Source organism: Streptomyces sp. NRRL F-5755, assembly GCF_001279365.1.
Classification (GTDB): Bacteria; Actinomycetota; Actinomycetes; order Streptomycetales; family Streptomycetaceae; genus Streptomyces; species Streptomyces rimosus.
The window spans coordinates 1-22,676 of the sequence record NZ_LGCW01000266.1 but is presented as its reverse complement, the minus strand read 5'-3'; the positions used below and the strand labels follow the sequence as shown (position 1 = coordinate 22,676).

The 22,676-nt window shown below is 71.1% G+C and carries 22 protein-coding genes; 11 read left to right on the top strand and 11 right to left on the bottom strand.

Features of this window, described 5'->3' with window-relative positions; translation table 11 throughout:
• Positions 1 to 6 precede the first annotated feature (6 nt).
• The gene (locus tag ADK86_RS43890; RefSeq protein ID WP_199834462.1) at positions 7 to 246 is read right to left on the bottom strand and encodes a hypothetical protein; all 240 of its coding nucleotides are present in this window, start codon (positions 244 to 246) and stop codon (positions 7 to 9) included.
• Here ADK86_RS43890 and ADK86_RS23710 point away from each other — a divergent pair.
• From ADK86_RS23710 to ADK86_RS44640, 4 genes are all read left to right on the top strand, one after another.
• Entirely contained in the window at positions 245 to 1,051 is an 807-nt protein-coding gene (locus ADK86_RS23710) for a DUF397 domain-containing protein (protein ID WP_234345985.1), read from the top strand. The genes ADK86_RS43890 and ADK86_RS23710 overlap by 2 nt on opposite strands.
• Before the next feature lie 72 nt (positions 1,052 to 1,123).
• Positions 1,124 to 1,306: a DUF397 domain-containing protein gene (locus tag ADK86_RS23705; protein WP_324611412.1), complete on the top strand. Its 183-nt coding sequence runs from the start codon at positions 1,124 to 1,126 to the stop codon at positions 1,304 to 1,306.
• Positions 1,307 to 1,333: 27 nt separating this feature from the next.
• Positions 1,334 to 1,522 carry a hypothetical protein gene (locus tag ADK86_RS44645; RefSeq protein WP_234345984.1) on the top strand — a complete coding sequence of 63 codons (189 nt, stop codon included), beginning with the start codon at positions 1,334 to 1,336 and terminating at the stop codon, positions 1,520 to 1,522.
• Positions 1,504 to 1,647: an aromatic-ring-hydroxylating dioxygenase subunit beta gene (locus tag ADK86_RS44640; RefSeq protein ID WP_234345983.1), complete on the top strand. Its 144-nt coding sequence runs from the start codon at positions 1,504 to 1,506 to the stop codon at positions 1,645 to 1,647. The genes ADK86_RS44645 and ADK86_RS44640 overlap by 19 nt, the downstream gene beginning before the upstream one ends.
• Positions 1,648 to 2,133: 486 nt before the next feature.
• On the opposite strand, the gene ADK86_RS23695 is transcribed toward ADK86_RS44640, so the two are convergent.
• Positions 2,134 to 2,472 carry a DUF192 domain-containing protein gene (locus tag ADK86_RS23695; RefSeq protein ID WP_324611411.1) on the bottom strand — a complete coding sequence of 113 codons (339 nt, stop codon included), beginning with the start codon at positions 2,470 to 2,472 and terminating at the stop codon, positions 2,134 to 2,136.
• A gap of 452 nt (positions 2,473 to 2,924) precedes the next feature.
• On the opposite strand from ADK86_RS23695, the gene ADK86_RS23690 reads away from it, so the two are divergent.
• Positions 2,925 to 3,479, top strand: coding sequence for a prepilin peptidase (locus ADK86_RS23690; RefSeq protein ID WP_420718879.1), 555 nt, complete (start codon positions 2,925 to 2,927; stop codon positions 3,477 to 3,479).
• A 237-nt stretch (positions 3,480 to 3,716) separates the two neighbouring features.
• Here ADK86_RS23690 and mgrA read toward each other — a convergent pair whose 3' ends face one another.
• Entirely contained in the window at positions 3,717 to 4,760 is a 1,044-nt protein-coding gene (mgrA, locus tag ADK86_RS23685; RefSeq protein WP_420718878.1) for an L-glyceraldehyde 3-phosphate reductase, read from the bottom strand.
• 117 nt (positions 4,761 to 4,877) lie between these two features.
• Here mgrA and ADK86_RS23680 point away from each other — a divergent pair, with 117 nt between their 5' ends.
• The 4 genes from ADK86_RS23680 (at position 4,878) to ADK86_RS23665 (ending at position 10,062) form a co-directional block, all read left to right on the top strand.
• Positions 4,878 to 5,675, top strand: a complete 798-nt coding sequence (locus ADK86_RS23680; RefSeq protein ID WP_050500486.1) for an isoprenyl transferase — start codon at positions 4,878 to 4,880, stop codon at positions 5,673 to 5,675.
• Between the two features lie 371 nt (positions 5,676 to 6,046).
• Entirely contained in the window at positions 6,047 to 7,369 is a 1,323-nt protein-coding gene (locus ADK86_RS23675; RefSeq protein ID WP_053698397.1) for a PhoH family protein, read from the top strand.
• 404 nt (positions 7,370 to 7,773) lie between these two features.
• Positions 7,774 to 8,478: a transglycosylase SLT domain-containing protein gene (locus tag ADK86_RS23670; RefSeq protein WP_030586905.1), complete on the top strand. Its 705-nt coding sequence runs from the start codon at positions 7,774 to 7,776 to the stop codon at positions 8,476 to 8,478.
• Between the two features lie 150 nt (positions 8,479 to 8,628).
• Positions 8,629 to 10,062, top strand: a complete 1,434-nt coding sequence (locus ADK86_RS23665) for an AI-2E family transporter (RefSeq protein ID WP_053698396.1) — start codon at positions 8,629 to 8,631, stop codon at positions 10,060 to 10,062.
• A gap of 12 nt (positions 10,063 to 10,074) precedes the next feature.
• Here ADK86_RS23665 and ADK86_RS23660 read toward each other — a convergent pair whose 3' ends face one another.
• From ADK86_RS23660 to ADK86_RS23650, 3 genes are all read right to left on the bottom strand, one after another.
• Positions 10,075 to 11,793 carry an alpha/beta hydrolase gene (locus tag ADK86_RS23660; protein ID WP_078952215.1) on the bottom strand — a complete coding sequence of 573 codons (1,719 nt, stop codon included), beginning with the start codon at positions 11,791 to 11,793 and terminating at the stop codon, positions 10,075 to 10,077.
• 88 nt (positions 11,794 to 11,881) lie between these two features.
• Positions 11,882 to 12,415 (bottom strand): alkyl hydroperoxide reductase, encoded by a 534-nt coding sequence (locus ADK86_RS23655; RefSeq protein WP_053698394.1) that lies wholly within the window; start codon positions 12,413 to 12,415, stop codon positions 11,882 to 11,884.
• 37 nt (positions 12,416 to 12,452) lie between these two features.
• The gene (locus ADK86_RS23650) at positions 12,453 to 13,007 is read right to left on the bottom strand and encodes a peroxiredoxin (RefSeq protein WP_030586925.1); all 555 of its coding nucleotides are present in this window, start codon (positions 13,005 to 13,007) and stop codon (positions 12,453 to 12,455) included.
• 350 nt (positions 13,008 to 13,357) lie between these two features.
• On the opposite strand from ADK86_RS23650, the gene ADK86_RS23645 reads away from it, so the two are divergent.
• Both ADK86_RS23645 and ADK86_RS23640 read left to right on the top strand, forming a co-directional pair.
• Positions 13,358 to 13,699: a histone-like nucleoid-structuring protein Lsr2 gene (locus tag ADK86_RS23645; RefSeq protein ID WP_003982743.1), complete on the top strand. Its 342-nt coding sequence runs from the start codon at positions 13,358 to 13,360 to the stop codon at positions 13,697 to 13,699.
• Between the two features lie 561 nt (positions 13,700 to 14,260).
• Entirely contained in the window at positions 14,261 to 15,217 is a 957-nt protein-coding gene (locus ADK86_RS23640; protein WP_078952214.1) for a LysR substrate-binding domain-containing protein, read from the top strand.
• 62 nt (positions 15,218 to 15,279) lie between these two features.
• Here ADK86_RS23640 and ADK86_RS23635 read toward each other — a convergent pair whose 3' ends face one another.
• The 5 genes from ADK86_RS23635 to ADK86_RS23615 form a co-directional block, all read right to left on the bottom strand.
• On the bottom strand, positions 15,280 to 17,658 hold the full coding sequence (locus ADK86_RS23635) for an FtsX-like permease family protein (RefSeq protein ID WP_053698393.1): 2,379 nt from the start codon (positions 17,656 to 17,658) through the stop codon (positions 15,280 to 15,282).
• A 57-nt stretch (positions 17,659 to 17,715) separates the two neighbouring features.
• Positions 17,716 to 20,163, bottom strand: a complete 2,448-nt coding sequence (locus ADK86_RS23630) for an FtsX-like permease family protein (protein ID WP_078952213.1) — start codon at positions 20,161 to 20,163, stop codon at positions 17,716 to 17,718.
• Between the two features lie 52 nt (positions 20,164 to 20,215).
• On the bottom strand, positions 20,216 to 20,905 hold the full coding sequence (locus ADK86_RS23625) for an ABC transporter ATP-binding protein (protein WP_053698392.1): 690 nt from the start codon (positions 20,903 to 20,905) through the stop codon (positions 20,216 to 20,218).
• Positions 20,902 to 21,426, bottom strand: a complete 525-nt coding sequence (locus tag ADK86_RS23620) for a PadR family transcriptional regulator (RefSeq protein WP_053698391.1) — start codon at positions 21,424 to 21,426, stop codon at positions 20,902 to 20,904. Before ADK86_RS23620 ends, ADK86_RS23625 begins: the two co-directional genes overlap by 4 nt.
• 104 nt (positions 21,427 to 21,530) lie before the next feature.
• Positions 21,531 to 22,676 (bottom strand): ABC transporter permease (locus ADK86_RS23615; protein WP_324611410.1); only part of this gene is annotated, 1,146 nt, incomplete at its 5' end.

Genomic DNA, 22,676 nt, shown 5'->3' with positions numbered 1-22,676 from the left:
ATTGGCTCAGCGGTACAGCTCGCACCACACAATCTTGCCGTCCGCTCCGAGGCAGTTCGGATCGAGTGCGTACCAGTCCCAGTCGTCGGCATACGTGTGCGTGGCCGCTGAGTTCGGCGAGCGAGTGGCAGCGTCGAGTCCGGGCGCTTCGGGGTGAGTGCCGAGCGGGTACGTATGTTCGCGCACCACTACGGCTGTGTGGATGAGGCGTACATCGCTGCTCTCGCCGACATGACGGTGGGGCATGGTCGGCAATGGTGGGACGAGTACCGGGCAATTGCTGCCGTCGGGGCTACTCGATCTCGCCGAGCTGGAGCACCGCGCTACGTCGATCAGTACGGCGCAGATTGCTCACCTGCCTGGGCTGATGCAGACCGTCGGTTACGCGCGGATCATCTTTCGGCAGTCCATTCCCGCGCTGTCTCCTCCGGAGATCGAGCATCGCGTCTCCCGCAGGATCAAGCGGCAGGAGATGCTCTACGGTGATGACCCGACGCCCCTCAAGGCGATCATTCACGAGGCGGCGCTACACATGCAGTTCGGCGGCCGACGAGTTGCCAAGGAACGGCTCTGTCATGTAGCCGAGTTGAGCGAGCTGTTACACGTCACCGTGCTCGTGACCCCCTACTCGGCCGGGATCTTTCCCGGTGCCGGTCGGGCGGTGCTCTACGTCTTCGGGCGGTTCCGCAACTGGACACGGTGCAGTTGGACTTCGAGCATGGACCTGAGTACGTGTATGCGGGTTACCAGTTGGAGAAGTACCGCACTTTCATGCGTTGCTTCGAGGACGTGGCACTTCAAGAGTCCGCGTATCGTGAGCTTCTTCATCAAGTCATCAGCGAGCTTTGAAAGAGGCGGTCCCTTGTCTTCCCTTAGCTGGCAGAAGTCGTCCCACAGCAGCGAAGGCAACAATTGCTTGGAGCTCGCGGTGGGTGCTGATGGTGCAGTGTTGGTTCGCGAGAGTGATGAGCCGTCCATAGTTGTCACTGCCGGCTCTGCTGTGATCGGAGGGCTGCTGCGGGCCGTCCAGGGCGGAACTATCGACTGTTAAGCGGGCCTGATGTGCAAGGCTTGGTGCGCGCTTAGGCCGACGGCTACGAAAGGATGGACCTCAACCGTGTCCATGCTTGGCTGGCAGAAGTCCTCCTACAGCGGCAACGCGAGCAACTGTGTCGAACTCGCGGAGGCCGCCGGCAGGACCGTGCTTCTTCGCGAGAGTGATGAACCGTCCACCGTCATCGTCACCAGCCCTCAGGTTCTCGGAGGGCTGCTGCGGGCCGCCCGAGGTGATGTGATCGACCGCTGAGGATCCCGACGCCTTGGAGGTACGGCCATGTCCATCGCGCCCGACCCGGCACCCGGCCACCGGTCCATCGGGAACCTGATCGCGCGCTACGCCGAGCTCATGGACGACAGTGGCTTCGCCGGGCTCGGCGTGTTGCCGGCCGATGCGACCTTCATCGGGATCGGCGCGCCGGTCAGGGGGCCGAGGCGATGGAGCGGATGTTCAGGGACGCGCTGATCGTTTACGCCGACGGTGCGCCGCGGACCCAGCACGTCACGTCCAATGTGGCGATCGAGGTCGACGAGCGGGCCGGTACGGCGGACGCGCGGTCGTACGTCACTGTGTTGCAGGCGTTGCCCTAGTTGCCGTTGCAGGTCATCGCCGCCGGTCGGTACCGGGATCGGTTCGAGCGTCGGGGCGGACGGTGGCGGTTTGTGGAGCGGCGTGTCCGGATGCGGCTTGTCGGTGATGTGAGCCGGTATCTGCGCGGGGGCACCGCGTAGCGGGGGCGGCGTTCGATCATGCGTGCGGCGCGGCGCGGTCATGCCTGGGTTGACGGCGCGGAGGCGCCATCTCGCGGTTGTCGGCGCCGGTTGCCGACTGGAAGGGGTAATTGCGCGGAGTCGGACGGCTGGTTGGCGCTGGAAGATAGTACATATGCGGGTATGTGCCCTATGGTCGTTTTCGCACCGATCACGCGCGATCAGCTGGAAGCGCATCACGCGGGCCTGTCTGCTTGCTCCTGCCCTGGGAGAGGCCGGCCCGCGGCAGGGAGACGAGCCACCAGCTGATGCGGCGTGGGGCGGTGCCGAGCTGTCGAGCGGGTGGAGGACCGAAGTACGGGAAGATCAGGGGGTGTCGACCGTGACGCGTACGCCGGGGCGCAGGCCCCAGCGGGCCATCGCGCCGGCCTCCGCCTCCAGGACGTGCCGGGCGCGGAGACGGGGGAGCCCGAGCCGTCCCGGCCGCATGGTGCGGACGGTGAGCACGGTGAGGTCCCGGGTGAGGTAGGCGACGTCGATCGCGAAGCGCATACGGAAGGTGTGGACCGCGCTCGCGGGGGTGAGGAGCAGGGCGCCGTCGATGCCGTCGCGCCCGAGGAGGCCGCGGCTGCGCGCGCGGTAGGACGCGGCGATCTCCAGGGGGATCGCCGCCCGGCCGGGGGGCGCGGTGTCGCCGGAGGGCACCACTGGGGTGCAGGGGGCCACCGGCCCGCCGGGCGCCTTTGGGGCGTGGGGAGGCACCGGCCCGCCGGGCGCCCCCGGCCCGCTTGCCGCCGAGATTCCAGCCACCCCCTTCCCGCCCTCACCGGCTTCGCCCACCCCAACGGCTTCCGCCCCCGTCGTTTCCCCGCCACCCCCCTGTACGAAGCGGAGCGTTCCTGATCCGTTCTGCCAGTGGGTCATGGGGAGCGTTTTATCAGCCTAGGGTCGGCCGTGTGGCTGTGATGCTGATGGTTCTTGCCGCCGTGTACGGGGCCGCGGCCGGGGTGCTCGTGCCGCGGCCTGCTTATCGGCTGGCTGTTGAGCCGGGGGAGGCGTGGCGGGTCCGCTGTCCGGGTGGGCATCCGGTTGTCGGTCCGTGGCGGGGGTGGCTGGGTGTGGGGCGCTGCCGTTCGTGTGGGCCGTATGGGCCGCGCGTGGTGCCGATCGCGCTGGTCACGGCGGTGGTGTGCGTACTGCTGGCCGCCGCCACCGGTCCCCGTCCCGAGCTGGTGGCCTGGCTGGCGGCCGCCCCGGTGGCGGTGCTGCTCGCCGTGGTCGACTGGCGCGTGCGGCGGCTGCCGGATGTGCTGACCCTGCCGTTGGCAGGCGGTGCGGTGCTCCTGCTGGGGGGTGCGGCGCTCGGTACCGAGGCGGCCGGGTCGTGGGGCGGGGCAATGCTCGGAGGGCTCGCCCTCGCCGGGTTCTATTTCGTCCTTTATCTGGTCAATCCGGCGGGAATGGGGCTGGGGGACGTCAAGTTGGCGATCGGGCTGGGGGTCACTCTTGGGTGGTACGGCTGGGCAATTCTGATCACTGGCGCGTTCGCGGGGTTGCTGCTCGGCGCGCTCTACGGCTGCGGGGTCCTGCTGCGGCGCGCCGGACGCGCGGAACGCCGTGATGATGGGCTCAAACAGGCCATCCCGTACGGCCCTTTCATGATCATCGGAGCGTTTCTCGGGGTGCTTCTGGGGGGCGCGGCGGCGTCTTGATCCAAAATCCGGGCGCGCCGTTCCACCCGAAGTTGCACGGAGCACCCCCTCGGCGGGGTTATGGTGGAAACCCCCCCTCGGGCCGGTCCGTATCCCCCCCACGGACCGGCCCGCTTTTTTGTGCCCGGGTATGGATCTCGCCATGATCACGCCAGGGCGGGTTTCGTACACGGAACGTGCGAACGTCTCTACGGAAGGTAGGGAGTGTTCCGTAAAGGCGTCGCAGACCGAACAGAATCAGCCGCGCTTGGCCCAGATGTTCACACCGTCGGTCGACTTCGCGAACTCCTCGATCTCGGACAATTCCTCGTCCGTGATCTTCGGGGCGCCCACCGCGGCCACGTTCGCCTCCAGCTGCGCCACGCTGCTCGCCCCGATCAGCGCCGAGGTCATCCGCTCGTCCCGCAGCACCCAGGACAGCGCCAGCTGGGCGAGCGACTGGCCGCGGCGCGCGGCGATGTCGTTCAGGCCGCGCAGCCGCCGCCGTACGTCCTCCGAGAGCAGCCCCGGGGCGAGCGACTTGCCCTGGGAGGCGCGCGAGCCCTCCGGAATGCCGTTCAGGTACTTGTCCGTCAGCAGGCCCTGGGCCAGCGGCGCGAAGGAAATGCAGCCCATGCCTTCCGCCTCCAGGGTGTCCAGCAGCGCGTCGTCCTCCGTCCAGCGGTTGATCATCGAGTACGAGGGCTGGTGGATCAGCGGCCGTATGCCCATCTCCCGCAGGATGCGGGCGGCTTCGCGGGTCTGCTCGGAGGAGTACGACGAGACGCCCACGTAGAGCGCCTTGCCCTGCTGGACGGCGGACGCCAGGGCGCCCATCGTCTCCTCCAGCGGAGTGTCCGGGTCGAATCGGTGCGAATAGAAGATGTCGACGTAATCGACGCCCATCCGCTTCAGCGAGGCATCCAGCGACGAGAGGAGGTATTTGCGCGAACCCCATTCGCCGTACGGCCCGGGGTGCATGAGATATCCGGCCTTGGTGGAGAGGACGATCTCGTCGCGGTAGGGCCGGAAGTCCTGCGCGAAGATCTTTCCGAAGTTCAGCTCGGCCGAACCGGGCGGCGGGCCGTAGTTGTTCGCCAGGTCGAAGTGGGTGATGCCCAGGTCGAAGGCGCGGCGCAGGATCGCCCGCTGGGACGCCAGTGTGCGGTCGTCACCGAAGTTGTGCCACAGTCCCAGGGAGACGGCGGGGAGTTTGAGGCCGCTGCGCCCGGTGCGGCGGTACTCCATGGAGTCGTAGCGCGTATTCGCGGCAATGTGGACAGAGGCGTCAGTCATGGTCATCTCCTTATCACGGAGTTGTGACACACCTGATTGGGTCGCCGGGACCTCCGCGACGTAAAGTTGCCGACTTGAGGCGACGGGGGCGACCGCCATTTGCACGGAGGGGCTTGACCACACATGCTGCGATCTTCCGGGGTGCGCATCCCGTACCCGCCCGCGTTGCGCAACCTCGTCTACAGGCTCTACGCCCGCCGGGTCGAAGGCCGCCTCGATCATGCCCAGGTCCCCAAGCACATCGGCGTCATCCTCGACGGCAACCGCCGCTGGGCGCGCGCCGACGGCCGCACCACCGTGCAGGGCCACCAGGCCGGTGCCGACAAGATCACCGAGCTGCTGGGCTGGTGCGCGGAGACCGATGTCGAGGTCGTCACGCTGTGGCTGCTGTCCACGGACAACCTCGACCGGCCCGAGAAGGAACTGACCCCGCTGCTGGGCATCATCGAGAACACGGTGCGCGGCCTGGCCGCCGACGGCCGCTGGCGGGTCCACCACGTCGGCAACCGCGACCTGCTGCCCTCCGACACCCAGCGGGTGCTCAAGGAGGCCGAGCAGGCCACCGAGGGCCACACAGGCATCCTGGTGAACGTCGCCGTCGGCTACGGCGGCCGCCAGGAGATCGCGGACGCGGTGCGCTCGCTGCTCCTGGACCACGCCGAGCGCGGCACCACCTTCGAGGAACTGGCCGACATCGTCGACATCGACCTCATCTCGGAGCACCTTTACACCCGCGGCCAGCCGGACCCGGACCTGGTGATCCGCACCAGCGGCGAACAGCGGCTCTCCGGCTTCATGCTCTGGCAGAGCGCCCACTCGGAGTACTACTTCTGCGAGGTCTTCTGGCCGGCCTTCCGCAAGGTGGACTTCCTGCGCGCCCTGCGCGACTACGCCGCCCGTCACCGCCGTTACGGCTTTTAGGCCACCCGGATCACGAACTCCCGGCGCGGGACTCCACCCGCGCCAAAGCCGTAACCAAGCGTTCACCGACCGTGCGTCATATGCCATTGCATGGGGGCGCGCGTTCGCGGGAATATCCCTTCCAGGTCGGTATCCGGCAGGACCAGTCATCGGATGCCGTATCTCAGCGGACGGCACGGGGCCGTCCGCCCGGGAGGCCCTTTGCACACCACGGACGACCGTGCGGACCGCACGGGCGACGCGGAGGGCCGGCGCTCGGCCCGCGCACGAGGGTCCGAGCCCGGTCCCGTCGCCCGCCGCCCGACGGCGCGGCGACTTCTCTCCCGCGACGCCGTCGCACCCCGACCTCATCCGAGGGGGTACGTCCACCCGTGGTGAACAGCAAGCAGCGCCGTGAGAACGGCCGGCGCACCTATGTCCTCGACACCAGCGTCCTGCTGGCGGATCCAGGGTCCATGTCCCGCTTCGACGAGCACGAGGTCGTGCTGCCGGTCGTCGTGGTCACCGAACTGGAGGCGAAGAGGCATCATCCGGAATTGGGCTACTTCGCCCGGCAGGCCCTGCGCCTGCTCGACGAGTACCGGGTGCGGTACGGGCGGCTGGACGCCCCGATCCCCATCGGGGACCTGGGCGGAACCCTCAGGGTCGAGCTGAACCACGCCGACCCCGGAGTGCTGCCGGCCGGCTTCCGCCTGGGCGACAACGACTCGCGGATCCTCGCGGTGGCCCGCAACCTCCAGGCGGAGGGCTACGACGTCACGGTCGTCTCCAAGGACCTGCCGCTGCGCATCAAGGCTTCCGCGGTGGGCCTGCTGGCGGAGGAGTACCGCGCCGAACTGGCCATCACGGACTCCGGCTGGACGGGCATGGCGGAGCTGACCGCCACCGCCGAGCAGATCGACGACCTCTTCGCCGCGGAGAGCGCGTACTTCCCGGAGGCGGCCGGGCTGCCCGTGCACACCGGGCTCGTACTCCAGTCGGAGCGCGGCAAGGCACTCGGCCGGGTGACGGCCGACGGCAGCGTACGGCTGGTGCGCGGCGACCGGGACGCGTTCGGCATCCACGGGCGCAGCGCCGAGCAGCGCATCGCCCTGGACCTGCTGCTCGACCAGGAGGTCGGCATCGTCTCGATGGGCGGCCGGGCCGGTACGGGCAAGTCGGCGCTGGCGCTGTGCGCGGGCCTGGAGGCGGTGCTGGAGCGGCGTCAGCACCGCAAGGTGATGGTCTTCCGGCCGCTGTACGCGGTCGGCGGCCAGGAGCTGGGCTATCTGCCGGGCACCGAGGCGGAGAAGATGAGCCCGTGGGCCCAGGCCGTCTTCGACACGCTGTCGGCGGTGACCACCGCGGAGGTCATCGAAGAGGTGGTGGGCCGCGGCATGTTGGAGGTGCTGCCGCTCACCCACATCCGCGGCCGTTCGCTGCACGACGCCTTCGTCATCGTCGACGAGGCGCAGTCGCTGGAGCGCAACGTCCTGCTGACGGTGCTGTCCCGGATCGGCGCCAACTCGCGCGTGGTGCTCACGCATGACGTGGCGCAGCGCGACAACCTGCGGGTCGGCCGGTACGACGGCGTGGTCGCGGTCGTCGAGAAGCTCAAGGGCCATCCGCTGTTCGCGCATGTGACGCTGACCCGCTCGGAGCGGTCGCCGATCGCGGCGCTGGTGACCGAAATGCTGGAGGACGGCCGGATCTGACCGGGTGTGGCATGGGGCGCCGTCCGGCGGGAGCGCAGAAGCTTAGCCGGGCGGCGCCGTGCTGCGCGGGCATTTCCGTAAATCATCCGGGCCAAACGAGGTGTGAGCTTTCACACGCAACGGAGAATTGATTCGACGACTCCGCTTCGGGCAAAGTCTGGTTCCTGTCAGGCCCCGCATACGGCACACCAGCACCCCCAGCGGTGCGGAACCCCGAGAACTGCATAGCGCGCCGTATGCCGCCCGAGCACCACGCGGACCCCGAGGGGTACGTACCGGGCCAGTGCCTCCCGTGACCAGCCGTCCCCTCCGCTCGTTCGGGGCCGGAACAAGGGGAGACCAGCGCCAGGGGCACGATTGCGTCCGCGAGGTCACCTATGCGGACGATGCTGGAAGGAAAGCGTGTGAGCCGGATTTCGGTCCGGGGATTCGCCGTGGCCTCCGCCACCGCGGTCACCACCGTCGGCGCCGTTGTCGGTGTCGCGTCAGGTCAGGAGCAGGGCTCGGTCGCCCACACCGAGGCCACCGCGGCCGACGCCACGATCGCCGACATCCCCGCGGGCCAGCAGGCCCAGGTGCAGGCCGCGCCCCTGACGCAGCAGGCGGACGAGGCGTCCACGCAGGCTGACGCCGCGGCGCTGAAGTCCGCGCAGGAGGAGGCCCGCAAGGCGGCCGCCCAGGATGCGCAGGACAAGAAGGACGCCGCCGACAAGAAGGCGAAGGCCGAGGAGGACGCCAAGAAGCGCGAGAAGGAGAAGGAAGAGGCTTCCCGCTCCGCCGCGCGGGACGCGTCCACCTTCACCGCCAAGGCGTCCTACAGCATCGCCGAGACGCAGGCGATCGCCCGTCAGATGCTGCCGGGCGACCAGTTCCAGTGCTTCAGCAACATCGTGGACCACGAGTCCGGCTGGAACTACCGGGCCACCAACGCCTCCTCCGGTGCCTACGGCCTCGTCCAGGCGCTGCCCGGCACCAAGATGGCCTCCGCCGGCTCCGACTGGCGGACCAACCCGGCCACCCAGATAAAGTGGGGGCTGAACTACATGAACAGCCGTTACAACAGCCCGTGCGGCGCCTGGTCCTTCTGGCAGGCCAACCACTGGTACTAGCAACGCGTGCGGCGGCCCCTGCGCAAGACGGCCGCCGCTCCGCTTCGCACGCGAAACCCCCGACCGCGACGGCGTCGGGGGTTTCGCGCGCCTGTCACCGGTAACGTCGTCCTGACAGCACCGGGGGGCGGGAGGGGAAGAGGAAGCGACATGTCCAGATTGCCTCAGTGGGTCGGTGGCCTCGGCGCCGGTCTGACGCGGATCGCAGAGCGGCTGGAGGACCAGCGGCGGCGCGCGGAGGCCGCGGCGGCCGAGAGCGACCCGGAAGAGCTGAGGCGTGCCGAGCGCGCGGACGGTTCCGGGGCGCCGCGCGACGACGCGTACGGTGCGTCCCCCGGCCCGTACCCCGACGGCCGGTCCACCGGCGCACCGGAGGACGCGCCGCACCAGCCGGCCAACTCGGTCCCCGCCCCGCCGGCCTACGCGCCCGCCGTCGCGCCCCGCCCCGACCCGGTGGCCGCCGTGCCCTGGGGCGTACGGGTCGCCGCCGAGGCGGGCTGGCGGCTGCTCGTCCTGGCGGGCACGATCTGGGTGCTGGCCAAGGCCATCACGTCCATCCAGCTGGTGGTGCTGGCGTTCGTGGCCGCGCTGCTGATCACGGCGCTGCTCCAGCCCACCGTCGCCTGGCTGAAGCGCCGTGGCGTGCCGCGGGGGCTCGCCACGGCGCTGACGTTCATCGCCGGTTTCGTCATCATGGGCCTGGTCGGCTGGTTTGTCGTCTGGCAGGTCCAGGACAACATCGACTCGGTGTCCAGCCGTATCCAGGAAGGCATCACCGAGCTGAAGGGCTGGCTCCTCAAGAGTCCGTTCCATGTGACCGAGGACCAGATCAACAACATCGCCAAGAACCTCCAGGACGCGGTCGGCGCCAACACCCAGGCCATCACCTCGGCCGGGCTGGAGGGCGTGACCGTCGTCCTGGAGGTGCTCACCGGCATCCTGCTGGCGATGTTCACCACGCTCTTCCTGCTGTACGACGGCCGGCGCATCTGGAACTGGGTGCTCAAGCTGGTGCCGAGCGCGGCGCGCGAGGGCGTCGCGGGCGCCGGGCCGCGCGCCTGGCGCACGCTGACCGCCTATGTGCGCGGGACGGTGATAGTGGCCCTGATCGACGCCATCTTCATCGGCATCGGCATCTACTTCCTCGATGTGCCGCTGGCCGTGCCGCTCGCCGTCTTCATCTTCCTGTTCGCCTTCATCCCGCTGGTGGGCGCGGTGGTCTCCGGCGCGCTGGCGTGCGTGGTCGCGCTGGTGACGCAGGGCGTCTTCGCGTCGCTGATGGTGCTCGCGGTGGTACTGGCGGTGCAGCAGATCGAGGGGCATATCCTGCAGCCCTTCATCCTGGGCCGCGCGGTACGGGTCCACCCGCTCGCCGTCATCCTGTCGGTGGCCGCGGGCGGCCTGATCGCCGGCATCGGCGGCGCGGTGGTCGCGGTGCCGCTGGTCGCGGTCACCAACACCGTCGTCGGCTACCTCCGCTCGTACTCCCGCGAACAGGCCCTGCGCATGGCGCCACCGCCGCACGGCGCCACGGCCCTGGACATCGCGCCGACGCCGCCGAAGGGGGCCGACCCGCAGGACTGAGCGGGGTCCGGATCAGTACGGCGCCTCCTTCGCGCCCTCGTACGCGCGCAGCCGGACCGTGTCCTGATCGGTCCAGCCGGGCGGCGGGACGATCGCCGCCCAGCCGTCGACCGCTCCGGTGCCGTAGCGGTGCCCGTGCGGTGGCGGGGCTCCGAAGGACACCGCGAGGTCGACCGTCGTCTGCCAGAAGGTGATCACCGGCCAGAAGCGCATCTCGTCGGTGACGTCCGGGCCGAGCGGCCGGTTCAGCCAGGCGGGCCGGTGCCAGAGCAGGTCGGGCGTCCACCACACCACCGGGTCGGAGGCGTTCTGGAGGTAGACCACCCGGGGGTGCTCCCACGGCCCGGCCGGGCGCTTGAGGTCCCGCTCCGGATACTGGGCGAAGCGCACATGCCGCCCCCGGTCGTACTCCGGCCGCCACACCGGGCTGCCGGGGTCGCGCCCGGCGGTCACTTCCTTCCATACGGGGCTGACGTGGGGCGGCCCGGCCAGCAGCGCGCCGTCCACCTTGCCGAGCATGTCGTCCAGGCCGTCGAACGCCGCCTCGGTCGCGTACGTCCCCAGGCTCTCGCCGCCGACGACCAGCTTGGGCCGGTCGTCGGCGGGCAGCGCGGACCACTTGGCGTACACCGCGTCGAACACCGCGCGGGCGTCCCGTGCCGCTTTCTCCTTGTCGACGAGGAAGGAGATCCAGGACGGCAGGTACGAGTACTGGGTCGCCACGATCGCCGAGTCGCCGCCGTACATGTACTCCAGCGGCTCCGGCATCCGCGGGTCCACCCAGCCGCTGCCCGTGGTGCCCAGCAGCGCCAGCACCTTGCGGTCGAAGCCGCCGGTGCGCTCCAGCTCCTGTACGGCGAGGTCGGCGGTGCGCCGGAAGTGGGCGTCGCCGCCCTCCTGTTCGCCGATGTAGACCCGTACCGGGTCCTTGGCGGGCCGGCCGGTGAAGGCGGCGATGTCCTGCTTGCGGGGCACCGAGCCGATGAAGTTGCGGCCCTCGGCGCCCAGTTCGGCCCAGTCGACCACGGAGGTGGGGCCGCCGGAGACATACGCGGAGGCGGGCCGGGTGATGCCGTCGGCGGTGCTCAGGTTCGCGGCCCTGGAGATCCGGTCGACGATGTCGATGAAACCGCGTTCGTACAGGACGTCCTTGGAGCCGATGGTGACCAGGAGGGCGGTCAGCGCCACCCCGATCACATACGCCGCCGGGCGCGGCACCCAGCGGCCGAAGAACCGGGTGAGCCGGCGGGCCATCAGCCGTACGCACCGGGCCAGCAGCACCAGCAGCGCGCAGACCGCCACCGCGATCAGGATGATCATCGGCGTGTGCCAGACCAGGGAGGGTTCGACCTCCTGGAGACGGCGGAGGCGGCGCTGCGCGTGGGCGCTCCAGGAGACGGCCGCGGTGGACAGCGCGATGCCGAGGACGTGGAAGGCCAGCCAGCAGCGGGCGCGGGTGCGTTCGCCGGGGCGGCGCCGGCACAGTGCGCGGAAGAGGCTGCTCGCCGCGGCTCCGAGGGCGTAGCCGATGGCGGCCGTGATGCCGCCGACCAGGCCCTGGAGGTACCACGGGCGGGGGAGCAGCGACGGGGTGAGGGAGAGCCAGAAGAAGAGGGCCGCGACGCAGCAGGCGGTGAGGTCGGGCCAGCGGCGGACGACCCAGGAGGGGTCGGGCGCGTCCCAGTAGGGGCGCTTGAGCCACCGGGCGAGCAGGTGCAGCAGCGCGGACATTTGCCCCATTATGCGCAGAACCCCGCGGGCCGGTGGTCCGCGGGGTTCTGTCGTACCGGCCGGGTGCCGTGGGGCACCCCCGGTTCACCTACTCGGCGAGGGTGGCCTCGGCGTCGAGGGTGGCGCCGACGGCCTGGAGGACCGAGGCGATCTTGATGGCTTCAAGGATCGTCTCGCGGTCCACGCCGGCCTTGCGCAGCACCTGCTCGTGCGAGTCCAGGCACATGCCGCAGCCGTTGATGGCCGAGACGGCCAGCGACCACAGCTCGAAGTCGACCTTCTCCACGCCCGGGTTGCCGATGACGTTCATCCGCAGGCCGGCGCGCATCGTGCCGTACTCGGGGTCCGACAGCAGGTGCCGGGTCCGGTAGAACACGTTGTTCATCGCCATGATGGCGGCGGCGGACTTGGCCGCGGCGTACGCCTCGTCGGAGAGGTTGGCCTTGGCCTCCGGCTCCAGCTCGCGCAGCACCTTCGGCGAGCGCGAGGCGATCGCGCAGGCCAGAACGGTGCCCCAGAGCTGCTGCTGGGGCAGCTCGCTGTTGCCGATGACCGAGCCGAGGTTCAGCTTCAGGTCCTTGGCGAAGTCCGGGATCGCGGACTTCAGCTCGTCGAGAGCCATGTCAGATCAGCCTTCCAGTTCCGCTGTTCGCCGCAGTTCACTCGCCCGCGAGCAGCGCGACCGGGTCGAGGGTCTCGTCGCCCTTGCTCCAGTTGCAGGGGCACAGCTCGTCGGTCTGCAGGGCGTCCAGGACCCGCAGGACCTCCTTGGGGTTACGGCCGACGGAGCCGGCGGTCACCATGGTGAACTGGATCTCGTTGTTCTGGTCCACGATGAACACGGCGCGCTGCGCGAAGCCGTCCTCGCCCTCGATGCCGAGCGCGCGCATCAGCTCGTGCTTGGAGTCGGCCAGCATCGGGAAGGGCAGGTCGGTCAGGTCCGGGTGGTCCTTGCGCCAGGCGTGGTGCACGAACTCGGAGTCACCGGAGAAGCCGAGGATCTGGGCGTCACGGTCGGCGAACTCGTCGTTCAGCTTGCCGAAGGCGGCGATCTCGGTGGGGCAGACGAAGGTGAAGTCCTTGGGCCAGGCGAAGACGATCTTCCACTTGCCCTCGTAGGTCTTGTGGTTGATCTGCTCGAACTCCTTGCCCTTCTCCAGGGAGACACAGGCGGTCAGATCGAACTCGGGGAACTTGTCACCGACAGTGAGCACAGGCTCTCCTTCGTGTGCCGTAAGTCCTGAATCAGGGCTTACGCGAGGGGTTGGACGGTTCCCTACACTGCCACAGGCCCCATTGATCAGTGAAATAGCCAGATCATCAAACGTTGATCGGTGCTGGCTATCAGTCGCCCCGAGAAGGAGTGGGGTGGGGGTGGCGGCCGGTCCGAGATGTGGGTGAGGTGTTCCGAGCCGGGCAGGCTCGTGCACAACAATGCCGGATCGGTCGAAAAGGGACGGGAATTCGGGGAATCCACCGGCTATCTCCGAAACGATGTTCCCCGGATCGTGCACCTCGCCAAAGCTTCGCCCCATCACGAGCCATGAGACGTACAATCACCCGCATGGCACAGAAGATCGTCACTATTTACACGGATGACCTCACCGGGGAAGAATCCTCGGAGGTCGCCACGCACTCCCTCGCGGTCGACGGTATTGCTTACGAGGTCGACCTCGCGCCGGACAGCTACGACAAGCTGCTGGAGGCGATCGGCCCGTTCCTGAAGGCCGGACGCCGTACCGGGCGTATGAAGACGAGTGCCGGGGCGCGCAAGAGCGGCTCCGCCTCGGGTTCGGGCGAGACCGCGAAGATCCGCGCCTGGGCCAAGGAGAACGGCTACGAGGTGAACGAGCGCGGTCGCGTGTCGGCCGAAATCCGTGAGGCGTACCAGAACGCCAACAAGTAGGACCCCGCGGCATCGGCGAAGGTGCCGCCGCCGTGCCCCCTTTCGCTGCTGTCCGGGGCGCGGTCTGCTGAACGGTGCTGGTGGCAGCCGGTGCGCCGGGGAATCGGCGACGGCTGCCACCGCCCGAATCGCGGCCGAATCCGGCCGCGGAAAAGACCGGACCGCACGTTTCGCGAACGGTACGTACCGGGCAGGTCCGTTTCCGCGACGGCCCGGTAACGAGGTGCCCGTGTGACGGGTGCGCTGCCGTGCCCGCGAAATACACCGCCCGCGTCCGGAGAATCCGGTGCGCACCGGCCGGACGTCAATCCCGGAGCCGGCGAGTCAGCCGTCCCGTGGCAGAACGGCGAAATAGGGCGACGGGAATCCCGGCCGCCGGAAATGTACGGTCCGGAACCGTGCCGGCGGACGCCCGCGGACACCGCTCCCGAAACCGGACGGTAACCCGCCGTGGCAATTGCCCGGCAGTCCGCCCGCCGGAACCCGCCCCGGAAATCTCTCCGCCGGGGAGCGGGCCGGGGCGCCATTAGACTGGACGGTCCTGATCGGAGGTGGCTATCGGTGGCGTCCCCCACGAATGCCGGGACCCGGCAGCGGCAGCCCAGCCTGGCGCAGCTGCGGGCCTTTGCCGCGGTGGCCGAGCACCTGCACTTCCGCGAGGCCGCGGCCGAGATCGGCATGAGCCAGCCCGCACTGTCCGGCGCCGTGTCCGCGCTGGAGGAGGCCCTCGGCGTGCAGCTGCTGGAGCGGACCACCCGCAAGGTGCTGCTCTCGCCGGCCGGGGAGCGGGTCGCGGCGCGGGCCCGTACGGTCCTTGAGGCGGTCGGTGACCTCATGGAGGAGGCGGAGGCGGCCCGCGCGCCGTTCACCGGCGTGCTGCGCCTCGGGGTGATCCCGACCGTCGCCCCGTACCTGCTCCCGACCGTGCTGCGGCTGGTCCACGACCGCTACCCGAACCTGGACCTCCAGGTCCACGAGGAGCAGACGGGCTCGCTGCTGGACGGCCTCCAGCAGGGCCGGCTGGACCTGCTGCTGCTCGCGGTCCCGCTGGGCGCCCCGACGATCACCGAACTCCCGCTCTTCGACGAGGACTTCGTCCTGGTCGCACCCCAGGACCACTGGCTGGGCGGACGCGGCGACATCCCGCGCGAGGCGCTCAAGGACATGGACCTGCTCCTGCTGGACGAGGGCCACTGCCTGCGCGACCAGGCGCTCGACATCTGCCGGGAGGCGGGCCGCGAGGACGGCGCGCCGGTGACGACCAGCGCGGCCGGGCTGTCCACCCTGGTGCAGCTGGTCGCGGGCGGCCTGGGCGTCACGCTCCTGCCCCGTACCGCCTTGCGCGTCGAGACCGCACGCAACGACCAGCTGACGACCGGCTACTTCGCCGACCCGGCGCCGTCCCGCCGGATCGCCCTGGCGATGCGGTCCGGCGCGGCCCGCCAGAGTGAATTCGAGGAGTTCGCGGCGGCGCTGCGCGAGGCGATGCGGGGGCTTCCGGTGCGGATCGTGGAGTGAGGCGGCGCGGGGTCCGTACGTACTGCTGACTCACCCGTACATGAAGGGCCCCCGAGCGGCGCCTACTCCGTACGCAGCCCGTCCGGCCGCATCAGCCGCCACAGCAGCGGCAGGCTGAGCGCGGTCACCGCGAGGATCACCGCCCCTGCCGTACCGGTGAGGGCGGCGATCCCGGGCCAGTCCGGCAGCACCGGCTTGCTGACCAGGTGCAGCAGCAGAAGACCGAGGCCCAGGCCGCAGCCGACCGCCAGCGCCAGCCCGAGGACGACGGGGACGGCGGTCTGCCACAGCACCGACCGGCCGAGCGTGCGGCGCGGTGTGCCGAAGGCGTCGAGGGTGGACAACAGCCGCCTGCGTTCGCGGAGTTGCTCCAGTACGGTGATGAGCAGGCCCGCGCCGATGATGCAGAGCACACCCACCGCGCCCGCCTGGAGTGCCGAGCCGACGATGTCGTACACGCCGGGTGCCCGCAGGCCGTCCCCCGGCGCCGTGACGTGCAGCAGCGGATCGAAGCGGGCGGCCGCGTTGCGTACGTACTCGACCGCGTCCGGGCGGTCCGGGTCGAGATGGACCTCGGCCTCGGCGGTCGGGGCCCGCAGCAGCGCGGGCTCCAGGGCGCCGGGCGTGGCAAGGATTTTCGTCGGCGCCAGGGAGAAGAGGTTGGCGCGCGGGGCGACGGTGCGCGCTGTATGCGGAAGCGTCCAGGTGGTGGGGTTGCGGGTGGCCTCCGGGCTGGAGTCTGGCGAGATGGCCAGCCGGGCGCCGGGGGCCGGGAGGCGTGGCGCTTCGAAGTCGGTCGGGCTGTCCGGGATTCCGCTGCCCTTGCTGAGGAACACGTCGCCGTCCGCACACCGGTCGATACGGGCCAGCCTGCGCAGCGCGTCGCAGTCGCCGACGGCCAGCGCGTAGTACTCCGGCGGGGCATCCCTGCCCGGGGCGGCGGGCTGGTCGGACGACGCCGGAGCCGCGCCGTCGAGCAGCACACCGTACGAGCTCCGCACGCCGGTCGTCTCCCGCAGCCGCTGGAACATGGCGGCGGCGTGAGAAGCGGTCCAGTGCCCGGACCAGGAGCCGACCTGCACCTGGTTCGCATCGGACGGCCGGTACATCTGGTACCCCAGGGCCGGGTCGGTGGTCTGCACGCCCGCCAGCAGCAGTTGCACCGCGACGGCTCCGGCGACCGCCACCGTGATGCCGCTGACCGAGCGCGCCGCCGCGGTCGTGCTCAACTGGAGGCGCCGAACGGCCAGTTGCCAGGACGGTACGCCGCCCCCGCCGAACCGGGCGACCACCGCGTCCAGCAGCCACGGCAGCACCGCCGCCACCCCCAGCAGGAGCAGCGAGGTGCCCACGACCACCTGCACCCCGGCCCCGGTGCCCACGATCGCCGCGTCACCGGCCGCCTTGGGCCACAGCAGCGCGGCGCCCGCGGCGGGCAGCAGCAGCCGCCACCACAGACGGCGCCGGACCGGCGGCGCCGAGCGGGTCACGCCGAGCGGTTCGACGGTGACCCGGCGCATGCCGAACAGGGCGACGCCGACCGAACAGACCGGCACGGCCACCGCGACGAGCGCCGTCAGCCACGGGTCGGGCACCACGTCGGAGGGGAAGACCCCGAGGTTCAGCATCCGTATGCGTGCGATCGGGTAGCGGACCGCGAGGAAGAGGGCGGCGCCCGTGAGCAGGCCCAGCAGCGACCCGGCCAGCGCCTCGCCGGCCGCGATCCGCCGGGTCGTGGCGCGGTCGGTGCCCACCAGCCGCAGCGCGGCCAGCCGCCGGTCGCGGCGCTCCCCGCCGAACCGTACGGACACCGCGATGAACACGGCCACCGGAGTGAGCAGCGCGGCGCACCCGACGAGGACCGCCAGCAGCAGTACCGGGTTTTCGGCGGCGGCTTCTCCGGAGGCGTGCGGGTCGAGGCCGCGGCCGAAGCCGTGGATACGCGTCACACCGGCGCCGATGCCGGTGAGCCGGTCCGTCCCCTGGTAGTAGGCCAGTTCGCCGGGACCGGCCAGCCCTTCGTCGCCGATCCGCCCCACGACGCGGGTGCCCTGGAAGCGGTCGCACAGCAGCGCCCCGTCCGGGGAGGCCAGCAGGTCGGCGAGGGCCGGTGAGACCGCCATCTCGCCGACGCCCGGCAGCCGGGTCACGCCGGGCGGGAGGGCGGGCCGGCCGCCGTCGGGCTGCACCAGGCGCCCGCGCACGGGCTGTTGGCGATAGGCGGTGTCGGTCTCGGCGACCAGCAGCGAGTGGGCGCTCGGACGGCTGTCCTCGATCAACCGGTCGGAACGGGCGTTGTCGCGCGCGACCGCCGTGGCCACGGCGTGCGGCACAGCCGTGGCCACCAGCAGCACCGCGACGCCCAGCCCCACACCGAGCGCGGTCAGCGCCGTACGGACCCATCCGTCGCGTCCGCCGCCGACGGCGAACCGTACGCCCATGGCAAGATCACGGCACCAGCGTCGGACCAGGTGCCGTCCGGGTTTCCCCACCTGCGTTCACTCCGTCCGTAGGCCGTCCGGCCGCATCATCCGCCACAGCGGCGGCAGGCTGAGCACCGTCACCAGCAGGATCACCGCCGCTCCCGCGCCCGCCATACCCGCCACCACCGGCCAGTCCACGAAGACCGCACTGTCGATCATCGACAGCAGCAGCGTGCCCAGCGCCAGGCCGCCGCCGACGGCGAGCAGGAGGCCCAGGGCGACGGGGATCGCGGTCTGCCACAGGACCGACCAGCCGAGTGTGGCGCGGCGGGTGCCGAACGCGTCCAGCGCCGACAGCAGGCGCCGGTGTTCGTACAGCTGCTCCACGGTGGAGATCACCAGACCCCCGCCGATCAGCAGCAGGGTGACCACCGCGCCGATGAACAGGCCGGTGCGCAGGCTGTCGTACTGCCCGTCGTGGCGGTTCTCGGCCAGCGCGATCACGCCCAGCGTCGGGTCGATCCGCGCGGCGGTGGTACGGATGTGCTCCACCGCGTCCGGTGTGGCCGGGTCGTAGCGGACGCTCAGGTGCATGAGGGGCCGGTGCATCCGGCCGGTGTCCACCGCGGACGGGGTGATCAGGATGCCGTGGGTGGGCAGGCCGTCCTCGTCGGCCTTCGCATGCACGACACGGGCCGTGGCGGGCAGGGTCCACAGCTGGGGCGGGCGGACGGGGCCGACGCCCTCGGGCGGGTCCAGGTTGAGCCGGGCGCCCGGCTTCACGAAGGGTCGGTTCTCCAGGTTGGAGGTGATGAAGACATCGCCGTCGCGGCAGGCGCCGACCTCCGCGATCCGGGCCAGTTCCGCGCAGTCGCCGACGGTGGCGAACACGCTGTCCGCCATGCGGTAGTCGCTGCCCTCCATGAACCGGCCCCGGTCGCCGGCCGCCGAGACGGACGACTCGATCGTGCCGCCTGCCGTACGGACCCCCTCGGTGTCGCGCAGCTGCGTGAGCGCGCGCCGGATCTGCGGCCAGCCGTCGGTGCCCCCGGTCATCTCGACCACCGGGCGGCCGTTGCGGGCGTAGGTCTCGGCAAAGCCGGCCTGCATGCCGGTGAAGGTCATGTGGACGGCGATGGCCCCGGCGACCGCGACGGTGATGCCGGCGACCGCGCGGGTGGCGACGCCGCTGTTCAGCTGGAGGCGGCGGGTGGCCAGCTGCCAGGGCACCGGGCCGCCGCGCAGCCGCCGTACCACCGCGTCGACCAGCCACGGCAGCAGCGCGGTGACGCCGAGCAGCAGCAGGGTGGCGCCGGTGGCCAGCCGGATGGTGTTGAGCGGGGTGTCCACCCGGCCGACGTCCCGGGAGACGGTGGCCAGCAGTCCGGCCCCGGCCAGCGGTACCAGCGGCCGCCACCACAGGCGCCGCCGTACGGGCGGCCGGTGGCGGACGACGCCCAGCGGCTCGGCCGTCACCCCGCGCTGCGCGAACAGCGTCACCAGTACGGCGGCGGCCGGCACCAGCACCGCGATCAGCACGGCCAGCAGCGGGTCCGGGACGATGTCCGAGGGGAAGACGTTGATGTCCCACAGCGTCACCACCGAGGCCAGCTGCCGCCCGCCGAGGAAGAACCCGGCGCCCAGCACCAGCCCCGCCAGCAAGCCGAGCAGCGTCTCACCGGCGGCGATCCGGCGGGTCGTGCGGATGTCCGAGCCGACCAGGCGCAGCGCGGCGAGGCGCTGTTCGCGCCGCTCGATGCCGAACCGTACGGATGTGCCGATGAAGACCATGACCGGCGTCAGCAGCGCCACGCACGTCATGATGACCAGCACCACCGCCGGGGCCCGCATCGGGCGCTGCACGAACTCCAGCCCGAAGTGGTCGATGCGGTAGGCCCCGGACCGTTCGGTCAGCGCGGAGCTGCCCGCGAGATAGGTCAGTTCGGCCGGTCCTTGCAGGCCCTCGTCGCCGATGGTGCCCACCACGCGGTACGGGAGGCGTTCGCGCAGCGCCTTGCCGCCGGACGAGTCCAGCAGCTCCTTGAGGGCGGGGGAGACCAGCATGGTTCCCGGGCGCGGGAGTTCGGCGATGCCCGGCGGCTTGGGCGGGTGCGTGCCGTCGGGCCGTACGAGCCGCCCGCGGATATTCTGGTGGTGGTAGCGGGTGTCGGCGTGCGCGTACAGCAGGGTGTTGTCGGCGGGCCGCGGCTCGTGCGCCTGGCCCAGGTTCTCGCGGGCCTTCTCCCGGCCGTGCCAGGAGTCGAGCAGGGAGGGCACGGACGCGCCGAGGAAGAGGACGGCGACGCCGAGCCCGACGCCGACGGCGGTCAGGACCGTACGGATCCAGCCTTCACGGCCGCCGCCCGCGGCGAAGCGCAGGCCCATCATCAGGTCGCGGGCCCAGGCGGCGGGGCCGGCCGGCGGGGAGTCGGGCATGGCGGGGAGCGTAGGTTCGGCGGCTTCGCGGGCCGGGATGCCGCGCCCGGCGGGTCCGCCGTTGGTACGAGGGCCGAGCAGCGTCATCCGCAGGCGCCGCCGGACGGGCCCCCATGTGGCGCGTGGGTGCCGGGCGGGCTCATAGCAGGCCCGCCAGCATGTCCTTCACCTTGCCGTCGCGGACGACGACCTCGCGGTCGGAGTAGGCCGCGACCCGTGCTTCGTGGGTGACCAGGACGACGGCCGCGTTGGTGTCGCGCGCCGCGTCGGTCAGCAGGGTCATCACGCGCTCGCCGTTGAGGGAGTCCAGCGCGCCGGTGGGTTCGTCGGCGAAGATCACGCGGGGCCGGGCGGCGAGCGCGCGGGCCACCGCGACCCGCTGGCCCTGGCCGCCGGAGACCTCGCCGGGCCGGCTGCCCGCGGTGTCCTCGACCTCCAGCCGCTCCAGCCACTCGCGGGCGTGCCGCTGCGCCTCCTTGCGCTTGACGCCGTTCAGGCGCAGCGGCAGCGCCACGTTCTCCAGGCAGGTCAGCTCGGGCACCAGCTGGCCGAACTGGAAGACGAAGCCGAAGTCCGCCCGGCGCAGGGCGCTGCGCTGCGCGTCGTTCATCCCCGTCACGTCGTGGTCCCCGTAGCGGACCGTGCCGGAGTCGGGCAGGACGATGCCCGCAAGGCAGTGCAGCAGGGTCGATTTGCCGGAGCCGGAGGGGCCCAGGACGGCGACGACCTCGCCCGGGTGGATGGAGAAGTCCACCCCGTCCAGCGCGGCGGTCCGCCCGAACGCCTTGTGCAGCCCCTCGGCGGCCAGCAGCGATCCCGCGGGCGTCACGAGCCGATCACCGCGGCCAGCTTGTCCAGGCGCGCGGCCGTCAGCTCCAGCCAGCGCAAGTCGGCCTCCAGATGGAACAGGGCGTGGTCGCAGATGAGCTGGTCGGCGAGGTCGCCCTTGCGCTTGCGCTCGGTCAGGCCGCGCATCAGCCGCAGGTGCTCGGTGCGCTGGGAGTCCAGCAGCTCGGCGGCGTCCCGGCCGGTGAGCAGGGCCAGCACCACCTTCGTGTACAGGGTCGACTGGAGGTACGGCTCGGGCTTCTCGGGCCGGGCGAGCCACTGCGCGACGTCGGTCACGCCGGCGTCCGTGATGGCGTACCGCTTGCGCTCCGGGCCCGCGCCCGCCTCGACGCCGTCCACTTCGACGAGGCCGTTCTTCAGCAGCCGGGACATGGTCGAGTAGACCTGTCCGTAGTGCAGCGGACGGTCGTGGCCGAAGTGCTCGTCGAACGCGCGCTTCAGGTCGTAGCCATGGCGGGGGCCGGACTCCAGGAGGCCCAGCAGCGTATGACCGATTGACATGCGGACCACCTTACTTCGTTGCTACGGCCGTGGTGTATACGTGCGGTGCATAGCCCGCCCGGCCCCGGGGCCCGTGGCGCGGGTCCCGGGGCCGGGCGGCGGGGTCACTCCGTACGCAGCCCGTCCGCGCGCATCATCCGCCACAGCGGCGGCATGCTGAGCAGCGTCACGAGCAGCACCAGAGCGGCGCCGAACAGCGGCAGCGGCCAGACCACCGACCAGGCGATGCCGCTCTTGTCCGTCAGGCCCAGCAGCACCCGGCCCAGGCCCAGGCCGCCGGCCACCGCCATCGGGACGGCGGTCTGCCACAGCACGGACCAGGCGAGCGTGGAGCGCCGGGTGCCGAAGGCCACCAGGACCGACAGCAGACGGCGGCGTTCGCGCAACTGTTCCAGGGTGGTGACCAGCATGCTGGCGGCGATCAGCGTCATGGTCGCCACGGACGCGATCAGCAGGCCGTTGCGGACGCTGACGAAGCGCCGGTCGTCGCTGGTGTCCATGAGCTGGAAGGCGTTGGCCGTCACGTCGATGCGGGCCGCGGTGTTGCGGGCGTGCTCGGCGGCGTCCGGGACGGCCGGGTCGAGCCGCACCATGGCCCGCGCCGTGGGATCGGCCAGCTTCGCGACGTCGATCGCGCCCGTGGTGGCGAACAGGCCGGTGTGCTGCTCACCGGTCGGGTCGGGCCGGGCGTCGACGGGGCGGATCGTCCGGGGCAGGGTCCACGGGTTGGGCCGGCCCTTGAGCTTGCCGTGCTCGTCGAAGTCGTTGAGCAGCACCCGGGCGCCGGGGGACACGACCTTGGGCAGGTCCTCGTCCGTGAAGGTGCCGGGACCGCCCTTGATCAGGAAGACGTCGCCGTCCTTGCACGGGCCCGGCCGGGCGATCTCCTGGAGGGTCTCGCAGCTGCCGGTGGTGAGCGAGGTGCTCAGCGGCAAGCCGCCCTCGTCCCGCTCCGGGCCGGGGGAGACGATCCGCGAGTTGACGGTGGCGATGACGCCGCTGACGCCCTGCGTCCCGTTGAACGCGTCGATCATCTTCTGCGCGGCGGCGCCGTCCTTGGCGGGCAGCACCACCTGGAGCTGGGCCCGCGACGCGTCCTGCCCGGTGGGCTTGGTGAAGTCGTCGCCGACGGCGGTGAACAGCATCTGCAACGCGATGGCTCCGGCCACGGCGACGGTGATGCCGCTGACCGCGCGGGCCGCGCTGCTGCTGCTCAGCTGGAGCCGGCGGGCGGCCAGCTGCCAGGGGAC

Bases quoted from the DNA above. Each gene is read 5' to 3' on its own strand.
- ADK86_RS23710 (WP_234345985.1), top strand. From the start codon at position 245: ATGGTCGGCAATGGTGGGACGAGTACCGGGCAATTGCTGCCGTCGGGG.
- ADK86_RS43890 (WP_199834462.1), bottom strand. From the start codon at position 246: ATGCCCCACCGTCATGTCGGCGAGAGCAGCGATGTACGCCTCATCCAC.
- ADK86_RS23705 (WP_324611412.1), top strand. From the start codon at position 1,124: ATGCTTGGCTGGCAGAAGTCCTCCTACAGCGGCAACGCGAGCAACTGT.
- ADK86_RS44645 (WP_234345984.1), top strand. From the start codon at position 1,334: ATGTCCATCGCGCCCGACCCGGCACCCGGCCACCGGTCCATCGGGAAC.
- ADK86_RS44640 (WP_234345983.1), top strand. From the start codon at position 1,504: ATGTTCAGGGACGCGCTGATCGTTTACGCCGACGGTGCGCCGCGGACC.
- mgrA (WP_420718878.1), bottom strand. From the start codon at position 4,760: ATGACCATGACTGACGCCTCTGTCCACATTGCCGCGAATACGCGCTAC.
- ADK86_RS23680 (WP_050500486.1), top strand. From the start codon at position 4,878: ATGCTGCGATCTTCCGGGGTGCGCATCCCGTACCCGCCCGCGTTGCGC.
- ADK86_RS23665 (WP_053698396.1), top strand. From the start codon at position 8,629: ATGTCCAGATTGCCTCAGTGGGTCGGTGGCCTCGGCGCCGGTCTGACG.
- ADK86_RS23660 (WP_078952215.1), bottom strand. From the start codon at position 11,793: ATGTCCGCGCTGCTGCACCTGCTCGCCCGGTGGCTCAAGCGCCCCTAC.
- ADK86_RS23655 (WP_053698394.1), bottom strand. From the start codon at position 12,415: ATGGCTCTCGACGAGCTGAAGTCCGCGATCCCGGACTTCGCCAAGGAC.
- ADK86_RS23645 (WP_003982743.1), top strand. From the start codon at position 13,358: ATGGCACAGAAGATCGTCACTATTTACACGGATGACCTCACCGGGGAA.
- ADK86_RS23635 (WP_053698393.1), bottom strand. From the start codon at position 17,658: ATGGGCGTACGGTTCGCCGTCGGCGGCGGACGCGACGGATGGGTCCGT.
- ADK86_RS23630 (WP_078952213.1), bottom strand. From the start codon at position 20,163: ATGACGCTGCTCGGCCCTCGTACCAACGGCGGACCCGCCGGGCGCGGC.
- ADK86_RS23620 (WP_053698391.1), bottom strand. From the start codon at position 21,426: ATGTCAATCGGTCATACGCTGCTGGGCCTCCTGGAGTCCGGCCCCCGC.